This is a genomic window from Streptomyces hokutonensis (assembly GCF_000376565.1).
GTDB lineage: Bacteria > Actinomycetota > Actinomycetes > Streptomycetales > Streptomycetaceae > Streptomyces > Streptomyces hokutonensis.
In genome coordinates, this window is record NZ_BARG01000052.1 from 250217 (window position 1) to 263696 (window position 13480).

Annotated in this window: 14 protein-coding genes; 11 read left to right on the forward strand and 3 right to left on the reverse strand. The window is 70.0% G+C overall.

Annotation, left to right across the window (positions count from 1 at the left end; all coding sequences use genetic code 11):
* Positions 1 to 42 precede the first annotated feature (42 nt).
* The 6 genes from SSP08S_RS32310 (at position 43) to SSP08S_RS32335 (ending at position 6416) form a co-directional block, all read left to right on the forward strand.
* Complete coding sequence (locus SSP08S_RS32310; RefSeq protein ID WP_019071805.1) at positions 43 to 1386, forward strand: aminomethyltransferase family protein; 1344 nt, start codon at positions 43 to 45, stop codon at positions 1384 to 1386.
* 135 nt (positions 1387 to 1521) lie between these two features.
* Positions 1522 to 2394 carry a methylenetetrahydrofolate reductase gene (locus SSP08S_RS32315; protein ID WP_078532568.1) on the forward strand — a complete coding sequence of 291 codons (873 nt, stop codon included), beginning with the start codon at positions 1522 to 1524 and terminating at the stop codon, positions 2392 to 2394.
* Entirely contained in the window at positions 2391 to 3296 is a 906-nt protein-coding gene (gene purU / locus SSP08S_RS32320) for a formyltetrahydrofolate deformylase (protein WP_019071807.1), read from the forward strand. Before SSP08S_RS32315 ends, purU begins: the two co-directional genes overlap by 4 nt.
* Positions 3297 to 3422: 126 nt before the next feature.
* Entirely contained in the window at positions 3423 to 4295 is an 873-nt protein-coding gene (locus SSP08S_RS32325; protein ID WP_019071808.1) for a bifunctional 5,10-methylenetetrahydrofolate dehydrogenase/5,10-methenyltetrahydrofolate cyclohydrolase, read from the forward strand.
* A gap of 61 nt (positions 4296 to 4356) precedes the next feature.
* Complete coding sequence (locus SSP08S_RS32330) at positions 4357 to 5385, forward strand: chorismate-binding protein (protein WP_043259849.1); 1029 nt, start codon at positions 4357 to 4359, stop codon at positions 5383 to 5385.
* Positions 5386 to 5489: 104 nt separating this feature from the next.
* Complete coding sequence (locus SSP08S_RS32335; RefSeq protein ID WP_019071810.1) at positions 5490 to 6416, forward strand: LacI family DNA-binding transcriptional regulator; 927 nt, start codon at positions 5490 to 5492, stop codon at positions 6414 to 6416.
* 21 nt (positions 6417 to 6437) lie between these two features.
* Here SSP08S_RS32335 and SSP08S_RS32340 read toward each other — a convergent pair whose 3' ends face one another.
* The gene (locus SSP08S_RS32340) at positions 6438 to 6935 is read right to left on the reverse strand and encodes a MarR family winged helix-turn-helix transcriptional regulator (protein WP_019071811.1); all 498 of its coding nucleotides are present in this window, start codon (positions 6933 to 6935) and stop codon (positions 6438 to 6440) included.
* A 137-nt stretch (positions 6936 to 7072) separates the two neighbouring features.
* Here SSP08S_RS32340 and SSP08S_RS32345 point away from each other — a divergent pair, with 137 nt between their 5' ends.
* The 4 genes from SSP08S_RS32345 to SSP08S_RS32360 all read left to right on the forward strand — a co-directional run bounded on the left by SSP08S_RS32345 (position 7073) and on the right by SSP08S_RS32360 (position 12325).
* Positions 7073 to 8416 (forward strand): hypothetical protein, encoded by a 1344-nt coding sequence (locus SSP08S_RS32345; protein ID WP_019071812.1) that lies wholly within the window; start codon positions 7073 to 7075, stop codon positions 8414 to 8416.
* A gap of 199 nt (positions 8417 to 8615) precedes the next feature.
* Complete coding sequence (locus tag SSP08S_RS32350; protein ID WP_019071813.1) at positions 8616 to 9527, forward strand: LysR family transcriptional regulator; 912 nt, start codon at positions 8616 to 8618, stop codon at positions 9525 to 9527.
* Between the two features lie 136 nt (positions 9528 to 9663).
* Entirely contained in the window at positions 9664 to 10791 is a 1128-nt protein-coding gene (locus SSP08S_RS32355; RefSeq protein ID WP_019071814.1) for an MBL fold metallo-hydrolase, read from the forward strand.
* A gap of 172 nt (positions 10792 to 10963) precedes the next feature.
* Positions 10964 to 12325 carry a glycine cleavage T C-terminal barrel domain-containing protein gene (locus SSP08S_RS32360; RefSeq protein WP_019071815.1) on the forward strand — a complete coding sequence of 454 codons (1362 nt, stop codon included), beginning with the start codon at positions 10964 to 10966 and terminating at the stop codon, positions 12323 to 12325.
* Between the two features lie 97 nt (positions 12326 to 12422).
* Here SSP08S_RS32360 and SSP08S_RS64575 read toward each other — a convergent pair whose 3' ends face one another.
* Positions 12423 to 12824 carry a LysR substrate-binding domain-containing protein gene (locus tag SSP08S_RS64575; protein ID WP_158697233.1) on the reverse strand — a complete coding sequence of 134 codons (402 nt, stop codon included), beginning with the start codon at positions 12822 to 12824 and terminating at the stop codon, positions 12423 to 12425.
* Positions 12825 to 12826: 2 nt separating this feature from the next.
* Complete coding sequence (locus SSP08S_RS32370; RefSeq protein WP_026179015.1) at positions 12827 to 13204, reverse strand: LysR family transcriptional regulator; 378 nt, start codon at positions 13202 to 13204, stop codon at positions 12827 to 12829.
* Here SSP08S_RS32370 and SSP08S_RS56320 point away from each other — a divergent pair.
* On the forward strand, positions 13203 to 13480 hold a 278-nt coding region (locus SSP08S_RS56320; protein ID WP_019071817.1), incomplete at its 3' end, for a LysE family transporter. The genes SSP08S_RS32370 and SSP08S_RS56320 overlap by 2 nt on opposite strands.

Sequence of the window (13480 nt, forward strand, 5' to 3'; positions counted from 1 at the left end):
ATGAGACAGACCGCTGAGAGTCGCTACGAGCAAGGAGTCACTATGGCAATCCCCACCCTCCAGGACGCCATCGACCAGGCCGGTTCGCCGATCAAGCTGCTGTGGCGGCCCGGTGCCGAACCGTGGACCCCCGAAGTCGTCGAGCGCGAGTACTCCGGCTGGCGTCAGGAGCAGGCCGCCTGGCACGAGGGCGTGGCACTCCTCAACCTCTCGCACCACATGTACGACATGTGGATCGAGGGACCGGACGCCACGAAGGTGCTCGCCGACCACGGGGCCAACAACTTCGAGAAGTTCGCGATCGGACAGGCCAAGCAGTACGTGCCGGTCACCCGGCACGGCCACATCGTCACCGACGGGATCCTTGCCCGGGAGGGCGAGAACAAGTACCTCCTCAGCGGGATCCCGGCGGCGCAGCACTGGGTGCAGTACCACGCGGAGAAGGGCGGCTACGACGTCGGGTTCGTCACCGACCCGTCCTCCGCCTTCCGTCCGGGCGGCGGCGATCCGAAGCTGTTCCGCTACCAGATCCAGGGACCCCTGGCGGCGGAACTCGTCGAGCGGGTCTTCGGCGGGCCGCTGCCGGAGACGAAGTTCTTCCACTCCACCGCGGTCTCCTTGGACGGTCGCCCCATCCGCGCCCTGCGGCACGGCATGGCCGGCCAGGCCGGCTTCGAGTTCATCGGTCCGTGGGAGCACTCGGCATACGTGCACGAGACGTTCCTCAAGGCGGGCGAGCCGCTCGGTCTGATCCAGGTCGGCGCCCTCGCGTACGCCACGCCCAGTGTGGAGAGCGGGTGGATCCCCTCGCCCGTCCCCGCCATCTACACCCACCCGGACCTGCTGGAATACCGCAGGTACCTGCCCCTGTTCGGCATCGAGGGCAAGCGTCCGCTGAACGGCAGCTACTTCTCGGAGGACATCGAGGACTACTACGTCTCCCCGTACGAACTGGGCTACGGGAAGGTGATCCACTTCGGCCACGACTTCGTGGGCCGGGACGCCCTGGTGAAGGCCAAGGAGGAGCCGCTCCGCACCAAGGTGACCCTCGTCCTCGACCCGGACGACGTCCGCGCCGCCGTCGGACAGGGCGAGGACCCCGGCTTCGTCCTCTCCTACGCCCGGCACCGGGTGGAGAACGCCGACGGTTTGGTCGGCGTGACCATGCAGAGCGCGTCGATCGACCCGGTGGGGACCGTGCTGGCGCAGACCCTGATCGACCCCGAACACGCCGTGCCCGGCACCGAGGTGACGGTCGTCTGGGGTGAGCACCCCGGGTCCGGCACCGACCCCGAGGCCGACCTCGGCTTCCCCCGCATCCGCGCCACGGTCCAGCCCTCCCCGTTCAACCAGCACGCGCGCACCCTCTACCGCCGCGACCGCTGACCCCGGCCGCCGCGCGGCACCTTTCCGGTCCGGCCCGCCTCCTGACACGACGTCAAGTCGACCGGGCCGCCCCGGCGGTGCCGCGGGAGTGCCCCGAACCCGGCCCCCGCAGAAGAGAGAGCGAGACGAAAGACGATGAATCCCGCAAGCACGATGCGAGCAGCGGTCGGTACCTCGCTGCTCGACGACTTCTCCCTGGAGATGACGGGCAAGGATGTACCCAAACTCGAAGAGGCCCGCGACAGCATCCCCCAGGGCACCCGGATCAATGTCACCTTCCTCGGCAACGAGAACCTCCGGATGCGGTTGGAGGCGGCCCGGGCGGTCAAGCGGCTCGGCTTTGTTCCGGTGCCCCACATATCGGCCCGCCGCCTCGGGTCGCGCGCCGACTTCGAGCAGTTCCTGGCCGGCCTGCGCGAAGACGGCACGTCCGACAACGTGTTCGTCGTCGGGGGAGATCCGGCGCATCCCGAGGGCCCGTACGCCGATTCGCTGTCCCTGATCGAAACGGGCCTGCTCCAGGAGTACGGCGTCCGCCATGTCAGCGTCAGCGGATACCCGGAAGGGCATCCCGCGATCGACGACGGCCGGCTCTGGTCAGCACTGCGGGACAAACACGCCTCGCTCGCCGCCCAGCCCCTGGACGGCGGCATCATCACGCAGTTCGGCTTCGACGTCGACCCGGTGCTCGCCTGGGTCGAACAGGTCCGCGGCCAGGGTGTCGAACTCCCCGTCCGGATCGGAGTGCCCGGGCCGGCCGGAGTGCGCCGGCTCATGTCGTACGCGGCCCGCTTCGGAGTCGGGACCAGCGCCTCGGTCGTCAAGAAATACGGGTTGTCCCTGAGCAACCTCATGGGCACGGCAGGGCCCGATCGCTTCCTGCGCGACCTGGCCGCAGCCCACGACCCGGGCCGCCACGGCGAGTTGAAGATCCACTTCTATACGTTCGGCGGACTCAAGGCCACCTCCGACTGGGCCGCCCGCTTCCGGAAGGACAGCCTGGCATGACCCTCACCCAAGACGCCCCGGCCCGCACCGCCGCGGGCAAGCGGCCCGCCCAGCAGGCCTCGCTCGTCCTCCAGGGCGCCGACGCCACCGGCATCGTCGCCGCCGTGACGTCCGTCCTGAGCCGCCACGGCGCGAACATCGTCTCCCTCGACCAGTACTCCGACAATCCGCAGGGCGGCGCCTTCTTCCAGCGCACGGTCTTCGGACTCGACGGTCTCCAGGCCGCGTTGCCCGCACTGCGCGCCGATCTCGACGAGCACCTGGTGGACGCGTTCGGGCTGAGCTACACGCTGCGCGACCTGTCGGTGCCCAAGCGGGTCGCGATCTTCGCGTCGAAGTCCGACCACTGCCTGCTCGACCTGCTCTGGCGCCACCGGCAGGGGCAACTGCCCGTCACCGTCGCCATGGTGATCTCCAACCACCCCGACGTGGCCGAGGAGGTCCGCAGCTTCGGGATCCCCTTCTTCCACGTGCCCTGCCAAGGCGCCGACAAGTCCGCCGCCGAGGCGGAACACCTGCGGCTGCTCAAGGGCAACGTCGACTTCGTCGTCCTGGCCCGCTACATGCAGATCCTCTCGGGCGAGTTCATCGAGGACGTCGGCATCCCGATCATCAACATCCACCACTCCTTCCTGCCCGCCTTCATCGGCGCCGGACCGTACGCCAAGGCCAAGGAGCGGGGCGTGAAACTCGTGGGAGCCACCGCCCACTACGTCACCCAGGACCTCGACGAGGGCCCGATCATCGAGCAGGACGTCGTCCGCGTCACCCACGCCCACTCGGCCACCGACCTCACCCGCCGCGGCGCCGACGTGGAACGCGCGGTGCTCTCCCGCGCCGTGCTGTGGCACGCCGAGGACCGGGTCATGCGCGACGGCAACCACACCATCGTCTTCGCCTAGCGACCGGCGATCTCGCCAACTGTGCCCGGCGACCGGCCAGTTCGGGTGCCGTACGACAACGGTCGCACCCACCACGCCCCGGTCGCCCGGGCGAATCGTTCCCCGTCACAAGAAAGCGGTCCGACCATGACCACCAGGATCGACGGCACCGCAATCGCCCGGCGCATCCGCTCGCGGGTCGCCGAGGAGGTCGCCGCGGTCGCCGCCACCACCTCAGGAAGCGTTCCCGGACTGGCGACCGTCCTCGTCGGCGACGATCCGGCCAGCGCCGTGTACGTCGCCGCGAAACGCCGGGCCATCAAGGAGGCCGGCATGCGCGACTTCCACCGCCACCTGCCCCGGTACGCGACCCACGACGACGTGGCCGCCGTCATCGACGAACTGGCCGCCGATCCGCGGGTCTCCGGCATCCTCCTCCAACTCCCGCTGCCCGCGCGGCTCGACGCGGCCACGCTGATCGACCGCATCCCCGTCATGAAGGACGTCGACGGTCTCACCACCGCCAGCCTCGGCCTTCTCGCCCGCGGGGAGCGGGGGTTGCGCCCCTGCACGCCCAGCGGAGTCATCGAGCTGCTCGACGCCGAGGGGGTTCCGCTCCAGGGCGCGAACGTCGCGGTGGTCGGCTGGGGCGAACTCGTCGGCAGACCGCTGACCCAGCTCCTCCTGCGGCGCGGGGCAACGGTGTCGGTGGCGCACGAGTTCACCCTCGACCTCGCAGCGGTCACGCGCCCCGCCGACATAGTCGTGGTCGCCACGGGGGTCCGCGGGCTGATCGGCCCGGAACACGTCGGGCCCGGCGCCGTCGTCATCGATGTCGGCATCCACCGGACGCCCTCCGGCCTGGCCGGCGACGTCCGCTCCGAGGAACTCGACGGAATCGCCGGTCGCATCACCCCCGTTCCCGGCGGCGTGGGCCCCATGACCATCGCCATGCTGCTGGTCAACACGTTGCTCGCCGCCCGGTGGAGTTCCGGACCCGAGGTCGTCGCGGCGGCCTGAGTTCCGCCGCACGCGGAGCCACTTGCGCCAAAGGAGGTTCACAGTGGACCAGTTCCCCGCCATGGCCCTGCTCGGCGGACAGCTCGCCACCGGTCTCGTCGACGTCACCCAGGACGCCGAGGCGTTGGACTCCGAGGGCTTCTGGGCCGTGGCGTACGACTTCGAGGGCCGCCTGACCTGCGCCCGCTTCCGCGACGTACGACGGACGGACGACCGTGGCCCTTCCACGGCGCCCTGGCGCGGCCCTCCTCCCGACGCGTGGACCTCCTCGCTCGACCGCGTCGCCTACACCAACGGTGTGACGCGCATCCGCGAACACATCGCCGCCGGCGCGGTCTACCAGGCCAATCTGTGCCGGGTGCTGTCCGCCCCGATCGCGCCGGAGGCCGATGTCATGGCACTCTCCGGCCTGCTGGCACGGCACAATCCCGCACCGTACGCGGGTGTCGTCCGTCTGCCACGGCACGGCGTGGAGGTGGCCACCGCCTCGCCGGAACTCTTCCTCAGGCGCACCGGGAGGGACCTGGCATCGGGGCCCATCAAGGGGACCGGCCGTACCGAGGCGGATCTGCTGGAGAAGGACCACGCGGAGAACGTGATGATCGTCGACCTGGTCCGCAACGACCTCGGCCGCGTCTGCGTCCCGGGCACCGTGGCCGTACCCGATCTGTGCGCGGTCGAGAAGCACCCCGGGCTCGTCCACCTGGTGTCCACCGTGCGCGGGCGGCTGCGCGAAGGCGTGGGCTGGCCCGAATTGCTGACGGCGACGTTCCCGCCCGGATCGGTCACCGGGGCGCCCAAGGAGAGCGCCCTGCGGATCATCAACGCGTTGGAGACGGAACCTCGCGGTCCCTACTGCGGTGGTATCGGCTGGGTCGACGCCGACCGCGGGTGCGGCGAACTGGCGGTCGGCATCCGGACCTTCTGGATCGACCGGAGCGAAGGGCTCCTCAGGTTCGGCACCGGAGCGGGCATCACCTGGGGTTCCGAACCCGAGCGGGAATGGCAGGAGACCGAACTGAAGGCACACCGGTTGTTGTCCGTCGCGAGCGGAGGTCCGATGCGCCGGCGTCCTGTCGTGGAGGACTGAATCGATCTAGCGCGTAGAGTGAACCCGACGTGCCGGAGGGCGACTGGTGACGCCCGCCGACGAGGGCGTGCGGTGTGCACGGCTGACGATGGGAGTACGCGGGCATGGGCCGTTCGGGCCGAGTGACGTTGACCGACGTGGCCAAGGCGTCCGGTGTCTCGCGGGCGACGGTGAGTTTCGTCCTGAACGACGACCCGCGCCAGACGATCTCCGCGGCCACCCGGGAGCGGGTCATGGAGGCCGCCCAGGACCTGGGATACGTCCCGCACGGGATCGCCCGCGCACTGCGTGAGGGCTCTTCGCGCATCGTGGTGCTCAACGTCGACTGGGGCATGGAGGGCAACTTCTCCCGCAGCTACGTCCGGGGCCTGGACGAGGAGCTGGCCGAACACGACCACATCCTGCTGGTCCGGCACGGGCACTCGATCCCCGAGGCCACCCAGAAGGTCCTGGACACCATCGCGCCGCGGGCGGTCCTGCGGCTCGGCGAGGCCTACATGCGCGGCGACGAACCGACCGAGGACGACTGGGAGAACGGGTTCGCCGCCAACGCCGCCCTCCAGATCGGATACCTCGCCGACCACGGACACACCCGGATCGCCCTGGCGATGCCCGATCACGACTTCCCGCTCACCGAGGCCCGGCTCGGGTTCTCCCAGGAAGCCGCCCGGCGTCGAGGACTTCCGCCCCTGGAACGCATCGTCGTGCCGAGGCCGAGGGAGGCCGGTGCGGCGGCGATCCGGGCGTTCCTGGCGGCCCACCCCGATGTGACGGCGCTGGCGGCCTTCGACGACGACATCGCGCAGCGCAGCCTCGCGGCCCTGCGGGATCTCGGGCTGCGGGTGCCCGAGGACATGGCCGTGATCGGCTTCGACGAGACCGAGTACGGCTCGCTGTCCACGCCCGCGCTCACCACCGTCCACATCGACGCCGAGGTCCTCGGACGGATCGCCGCCCGCAATGCCCTGGGCATCGGCACCGGGGGGCTGGCGCCCGTGCCGGGCCGGATCGTGGCACGCGCGTCGGTCTGACCGCCGTGGGCCGTGCGGCGCTCAGGGTGTGGCGCGGACCACCGGCCACATCCCGGCGTAGGCGGGATCCTCACCCTCCAACGCGAAGAGCAGCTTCCGCAGTTGACCGATGACCTCGTCCTTGCCGCCGTCACCCAGGATCCCGGCGAGGGCGGCGTCGATCGCGGCGATGCGTGCCCGGCCGTCCGCGACTCCGGCGAGGCCCGCTTCGGTGAGCTCGTGCAGGATGACGCGCTTGTGCACCGGATGGGGCAGCCGGCGGACCCATCCGACGCGTTCGAGCTGTGCGAGGGCCGTCGTCACGCTCTGGGGCGTGATGTGGAAGAGCCGTGACAGGTCCGAGGCGGACATCAGACCGAGTTCGTCGAGGTGAACCGCGAGACCGAGCTGGGTCACGGTGACACCGAGTCCGTCCAGCGTGTCCTGAAGCCGGCCGTGCACGGCCTGCTGTGTCCGCCACAGCACATGAGGCAGTCCGTCCTGCCATGCGGGACCCGCGCTGTCCTTCGCCGAAGCCATCGTCGCCCTCCGTCTGTACGGGACGTCAGTATCCGCCCGAGAACATTGTTTCAGACGTCTTAAAACTTTACAGGCATCTGTTATACGGTCGCGAGGCGCAGCGACGAAGCTGTGCGCCGCTGACCGAGAGGAATCCCATGCCCAGTCTCGAAGAAGAGATCAACAAGGCGGGAGGGGCGCTCGCCCTGCTTCGGCAGGGACGCTCCGGGGCGTACCCGTTCCCGATCAAGCCCGAGTTCAGCAACTGGCGCGACGAGCAGGAGGCCTGGCGCGACAGCGCCGCGCTGATGGACCTCTCGCACCACATGACCGACCTCGTCGTGCAGGGCCCCGACACCTACCGGCTGCTCGAACACCTCGGGGCCAACAGCTTCCAGGGCTTCGGCCCCGGGAGCGCCAAGCAGCTCATCACGGTCCGCCCCGACGGCTACATGATCGGCGACTGCATCCTGTTCTGCGTCGGCGACCGCCACGTCCGGATCGTCGGCCGGCCGCCGGCCCTCAACTGGGTGCAGTTCAACGCGGCCACCGGCGACTGGGACGTCACCGTCCGCCGGGACGAGCGCACGGTGAACAACCCGAAGGGCCGCGAGCTGTTCCGCCTCCAGCTCCAGGGCCCGCACGCCGCCGCGATCTTCGAGAAGGTCAACGGCGGGCCGATGCCGGACATCCCGTTCTTCACCATGGGCCGCTTCAACGTCGGCCCGCACGAGGTCACCGCGCTCAACCACCGCATGTCCGGCTTCCCCGGCTACGAGTTCACCGGGCCGTACGCCGACATCGACTCGGTGCGTGACCTCATCGTGGAGGCCGGTGCCGAGTACGGCCTGCGCCAGATCGGCGCCCGCGCCTACGCGTCCGTCGCCACCGAGTCGGGCTGGATCGCCAACACCCTGCCGGCGACCTACTCCGGCGAGGACATGAAAGCGTTCCGCGAGTGGCAGTCGGCGCGTTCGTTCGAGGGCAACCTCGCCCTCGGCGGCAGCTTCGTCGCCGACCGGATCGAGGAGTACTACACCACCCCGTGGGACCTCGGCTACGGCCACATCCTCAAGTTCGACCACGACTTCGTCGGCCGCGAGGGCCTCGAGGCGATCAAGGACCGGCCGCACCGCCGCAAGGCCTGGGTGCTCTGGGACCGCGACGACGTCGGGAAGATCTTCGCGAGCATGTACGAGAAGGGCGAGGGGCGCTTCAAGTACATGGAGATGCCGGCGGCGTTCTACACCGCCTGCCAGTTCGACCGCGTGGAGAAGGACGGCGAACTCGTGGGAGCGGCGATGCTCACCTCGTACTCCGCGAACGTCCGCGGCTGGATCTCGCTCGGCACCATCGCCCCGACGGCCGCCGCCGGAGACCAGGTGGAGATCGTCTGGGGCGAGCCGAACGGTGGCTCACCCAACCCGGCCGTCGAACGGCACGCCCAGACCCGCGTCCGCGGCACGGTCATGGCGCGCCCGTTCGCGACGAAGAAGCGCTGACCCACGGGCGGTGCGGCTGGGCGGGCCGACCCGGCGCAGACGGGAAGACCCGAGCACTCCCGGTGATGAGGGGCCTCTGTTACGATCACTAGATCGATCTAGTTGTGTCAACGCGACGACCTTCTCCGCCCAACCGCATCACCCCATGTCCGACACGGCCCGGAGGGACACCGGTGCCGTGACGGACCGGAGGAACGCCATGGACCGTCTGCTTCTCATGCGCAGTTTCGTCATCGTCGCCGAGCTCGGCAGCTTCAACGGGGCCGCCAAGGCGCTGGGGTCGTCGGGATCACTGGTGTCGCGGCATGTCGCCGAGCTGGAGCGACAAGTCGGCGTACGGCTGGTCAACCGCACGGCCCGCTCGGTGAGCCTGACCCAACCGGGCCTGCGCTACGCCGAGTTCGCCGCCCGCATCGTCAAGGAGATCGACGCCGAGGACTCCGACATCGCGCAGCTGCACGACAGGGCGGAGGGCGTCCTCAGCATCATCTGCCCGAAGTGGATAGGGAGTCTGGACCTCGGAGACGCCATCGCCGCGTTCTCCGCCGCCCACCCGAAGATCCAGATCCGGTTCGAGCTGGGAGGCGTGTCCGACCGGACGTACGACTTCCTGGACGGCGGTTTCGACCTGGCGTTCCACACCCGGGACCTGCGGGACTCCAGTGTGCGGCTGAAGAAGATCGCCTCGCTGCCCTTCGTCCTGTGCGCGTCGAAGACGTACGTCGACGAACACGGCGCCCTGGAAAACCCCGGCGACCTGGCCGGTCGCGACTGTCTCGTGCACGTCAACGACCCCGTCTGGCGCATCGGACACGGCCACGCCTCCACCCTGCACAAGATCCGCAACGTGGCCTTCTCGTCCAACTCGTACATCGCGCTCCAGAAGGCGGCCGTCCACGGGCGCGGGATCGCCCTGCTGCCACAGCGGTCCGTCTACGACGACCTCGTCTCCGGGGCCCTGCAGGTCCAACTGCCCGAACTGGCGGCCCCGGACCGCCCGCTCTACGCGATCCACGGACCCGGTCCGGGCACCCAGCGCAAGATCACGGTCTTCCTGGACTTCCTCGCCCAGTGGTTCGCGGAGAACCCGATTCCCACGATCGGCCGTTGACGTCCGCGGCCACTTGCGCGGTGCGAAATCTTAGAGTTCGCCCCTTGATTACATATTTTGTACCGACTGATGGACAGCCGTGCTCGGTGTGGCCACTGTGGCAACGCGAATCGAGCCACGAAGGAGCTGTCTCTTCATGTGCGAACCCCCGGGTGAACCGACGTCCCGCCGGACGATGCTGGGCGCGATGACGGCATCGGCCGCCGCCGTCGCCCTGCCACTGCTCGGCACCGAACCGGCCGCCGCGGCCACGAACACCGGATCCGCGCCCTCCGGAACGGGCCTGTCCGTGACACTGCTCGGCACCAACGGCGGCCCGCCGCCCCTGGCGACCCGGTACGGCATCTCGTCGGCGCTGACGGTCAACGGCAGAACGTACGTGATCGACTGCGGACGGGGCGCGGTGACCCAGTACCTGCGCGCCGGGCTGTCGATGCCGTCGCTGGCCGGGATCTTCCTGACCCACCTGCACGCGGACCACATCGTCGACTACTACTCCTTCCCGCTGCTGGCGGCGGGCGCCTCGGGCGCGCAGGGCTTCCAGAACCCGATCGAGGTCTACGGTCCGGGGTCGGCCGGTATCGCCTCGACCGTCACCGGCGCCTCAGGGCCCGTGCCGGGCACGGTCGAGATGACCAGGCTGGCCGGCCAGGCCTACGCGGCGTCGCCGACCTTCTTCATGGCCGAACACGCGGGCATCGACCCGGCGACCCTGCTCCACGTTCACGACGTACTGCCGCCCTCCGGCGCCGGCGCCTCGGCGACGAACTCCGCGCCGACGATGGCGCCGTTCACCGTCATGGAGAACGACGACATGAAGGTCACCGCCGTCCTCGTCCCGCACGGCGCGGTGTTCCCCGCCTACGCCTACCGCTTCGACACGGACCACGGCAGCGTCGTCTTCTCCGGCGACACGGCACCGACCCCGAACATCATCACGCTCGCGGCGCACGCGGACGTCCTGGTCCACGAGGCCCTGTACCCGGCCGGTCTCGCGACTCTCGGCCTGCCCCAGGCGCTGATCGACCACATCACTTCGACCCACACGGACGTGGCCCAACTCGGCCGGATCGCGGCCGAGTCGGACGTAGGCACTCTGGTTGCGACCCACTTCGGCCCGGGACAGCAGACGGTGGTCCCCGACGCGACCTGGCGCCGCCTCCTCCGCGACAGCGCACGCCGGGCCGGCTTCGGCGGACGGATGGTGCTGGGCGCGGACCTGCTGCGTCTGCCGGTACAGCGGCGCGGGTCCCGCCGGTCCTGACCGATCCGGCACCGCACGGCAGTTCCGCATTGCTTGCACCGCGCGACCGATCAACGGTGCGTCATGACTCTCGCCCCGGCCCGGACCTCCTGTTACCGTCCGACTTAATCGATCTAGCAGCGAGGTCGTTCCGGGCGGCACCCTGGACGACGGCCACTCGACGGAGAGTGAAATGGACCCTGTCTCACAACAGCGCAGCACCTACGAAGCGGTTCTCCGGCTGAACGACGCCCCGTTCATCACCGAGCGCCCGGCGATGTTCAGCCCGGCCGCCGCGGCCCAGGACGTGGGCAACATCCGGGGCACCTACGGCCGCTTCGCGCAGCTCCTGCTCCCCGAGGAGTACACGGACTGGGTCGAGGAGAGCGCCGCCCATGTCGGCTCGTGCTACGTCGGCGACTGGACCTCGCTGCACAAGGTGAAGGTGCACGGCCCGCAGGCGCTCGCGTTCCTGAGCCGGCTGGGGATGCGGGACCTCTCCCGTTTCGAGACCGGGCAGATCAAGCACCATGTGCAGCTCGACGAGAACGGCTGGGTCGCCTCCGAGGGCGTGCTGTGCCGGCTCGGACCCGACGAGTTCGTCTACACCGCGGGCAGTTGCGACTGGCTGTTGTGGCAGCTGGGCCAGGGCAGTTGGGACGCCGCCGCCACCGACATCAGCCCCGACGTGTTCATCTTCGGCGTCCAGGGCCCGGCGTCCCTGGCGGCACTGGAGAAGCTGACGGGGGACGACCTCCGCGACATCGCCTTCAGCCGCAGCCGTATGTCGGAGGTCGACGGGGTCCCGGTACGGGTCCTGCGCACCGGGATCTCGGGCGAACTCGGATACGAACTGCACGGGCCGGCCGCACACGCCAACGACATCTGGGCGGCGGTCGTGGCGAGCGGGCAGGACGTCGGCATGCGTCAACTCGGCTTCCGGGCCCAGCCTGTTCAGCACATCGAGGCCGGGATCGCGACCAACGGGCTGGACTATCTGCCGGCGTCCATCCTCACGCCGGGCGCGCCGAGACAGTTCCGCAAGGGCGCGCCGACCGGCAGCTTCGTCCCCGCGGGCGGGGTGACAGACTACTTCCGCAAGCCGGGCGAGCTCGGCTGGGGCTTCCGCAAGGGCGTCCCCGACCGCGACTTCGTCGGCCGGGACGCACTCGTCCGGGACGCCGAAAACGGCGTACCCACACGGCAGTTGGCAGGTCTACGCTGGAACGAACAGGACGTCGCGGGCATCCTCACCTCGCTCCTGGCCGAGGCCGAGCCGCCGGACCAGATGGAACTGCCGCGCGGACGCGGTCCCCACTTCGACCAGGTCCTGGTGTCGGGCGAGCCGGTCGGCGTGGCCACGGGCCGGACGGTGAGCCCGACCCTGCGGGCGATGATCTCCCTCTGTGTGCTCGACCCCGCGCATGCGACCCCGGGCACGGAGGTCGTCGTCCTGTGGGGCCGTCCGGGCACCTCGCAGCGGGAGATCCGCGCGACGGTCACAGCACTGCCCTTCAAGCCGGACAACCGGCGCATCGACGTCACCGGGCGGTGAGGGACCCTCAGCGCCCGTTCGCCCAGGTCGCGGTGATGTGCCCGGCGACGTCGCGCAGGGGATCGAGGAAGACGTCCACCAGAGGTGTCAGGGAGGCTTATGTGGGGGTGACCGCGTGCAGTCGAGGCTGAGCCAGTTCGCCATGGGTGGTGCCGGGGACGTCGGTCAGGACCAGGCGGGAGACGAGGGCCACGCCGATACCGGTTCCGACGAGTGCCGGGGCGACGGCGTACGAGGCGGTCCGGTACCTGATGCGAGGGGTGAAACCGGCCTCGGAGGCGTCCCGGTCGAGCTGCTCGCCGCCGGATGACCGGCCGCCACGATCGTCACTGATGACCCGGCGCGCAGCTCGTGTAGGCCGATCGGGGTCCCGACGGGGTGCCGGCCGGCCAGTGGATGGTCGTCGGGGAGTACGACGACCATGGGTCGGATCGACGAGCAGATCGTGGACGGCGACCCACGGAGGTGGCGCGGGGAGCGCATCCCAAGACGCGATCACCGCTAGGTCGAGTCGGCCCGCGGCGATCTCCTCGACACCGTGTCAGGGTGCCGGTGCCGCAGTGCCGTCAGCGCGGGCGGGAGCAGGTGCTGCGACGGCGCTTGGAATGCGCCCACCCGCAGGCGCAGTGACAGCTGACCGAGCAGCATCGCCAACTCGCCGGTGGCCTGGTCCAGTTGCTCGTCGATCACGCGACCGTGCCGGGCGAGGAGGGTGCCGGCTGCGGTGAGCGTGGCTCCCCGAGGCCTGGGGAGAACCAGCGGCGCCTGCCAGTCCCGTTCCGCCTTGGCCACCTGTTGGGTCACGGCCGCCGGGGTGAGGCCAAGGGCGTGGGCGGCTGCGTTGCTCGCGATGCTTCCGGGCGCTGGACAGGCGTTCATGATTCGGCAGACCCTGGAGGGCGGTTCGCGCCTGGCGCGGGCATCCATCGCCGGCAACGCCGTCGGCACGGTGCTCTGGTCCACCGCGGTGGAGGCCGGACTCTCCGCGGTCCTGCTGGCCGACCCCGCCGCCTACATGGTCGTACGTGTGGCGGGCGGCCTCGTCCTGATCGTCCTCGGCATCGGCACACTCCGGTCCACCCATGGCGCGAACGACGCCGCTCGGGGTGGCGGTGGCGGGCGGCGTCTGACCGATGGGGCCGCCGGTCAAGAGGT

What these genes read in the sequence shown, in the direction of transcription:
- SSP08S_RS32310 (WP_019071805.1), top strand. Translation starts at nt 43, where the DNA reads ATGGCAATCCCCACCCTCCAGGACGCCATCGACCAGGCCGGTTCGCCG.
- SSP08S_RS32315 (WP_078532568.1), top strand. Translation starts at nt 1,522, where the DNA reads ATGAATCCCGCAAGCACGATGCGAGCAGCGGTCGGTACCTCGCTGCTC.
- purU (WP_019071807.1), top strand. Translation starts at nt 2,391, where the DNA reads ATGACCCTCACCCAAGACGCCCCGGCCCGCACCGCCGCGGGCAAGCGG.
- SSP08S_RS32325 (WP_019071808.1), top strand. Translation starts at nt 3,423, where the DNA reads ATGACCACCAGGATCGACGGCACCGCAATCGCCCGGCGCATCCGCTCG.
- SSP08S_RS32330 (WP_043259849.1), top strand. Translation starts at nt 4,357, where the DNA reads ATGGCCCTGCTCGGCGGACAGCTCGCCACCGGTCTCGTCGACGTCACC.
- SSP08S_RS32335 (WP_019071810.1), top strand. Translation starts at nt 5,490, where the DNA reads ATGGGCCGTTCGGGCCGAGTGACGTTGACCGACGTGGCCAAGGCGTCC.
- SSP08S_RS32340 (WP_019071811.1), bottom strand. Translation starts at nt 6,935, where the DNA reads ATGGCTTCGGCGAAGGACAGCGCGGGTCCCGCATGGCAGGACGGACTG.
- SSP08S_RS32345 (WP_019071812.1), top strand. Translation starts at nt 7,073, where the DNA reads ATGCCCAGTCTCGAAGAAGAGATCAACAAGGCGGGAGGGGCGCTCGCC.
- SSP08S_RS32350 (WP_019071813.1), top strand. Translation starts at nt 8,616, where the DNA reads ATGGACCGTCTGCTTCTCATGCGCAGTTTCGTCATCGTCGCCGAGCTC.
- SSP08S_RS32355 (WP_019071814.1), top strand. Translation starts at nt 9,664, where the DNA reads ATGTGCGAACCCCCGGGTGAACCGACGTCCCGCCGGACGATGCTGGGC.
- SSP08S_RS32360 (WP_019071815.1), top strand. Translation starts at nt 10,964, where the DNA reads ATGGACCCTGTCTCACAACAGCGCAGCACCTACGAAGCGGTTCTCCGG.
- SSP08S_RS32370 (WP_026179015.1), bottom strand. Translation starts at nt 13,204, where the DNA reads ATGAACGCCTGTCCAGCGCCCGGAAGCATCGCGAGCAACGCAGCCGCC.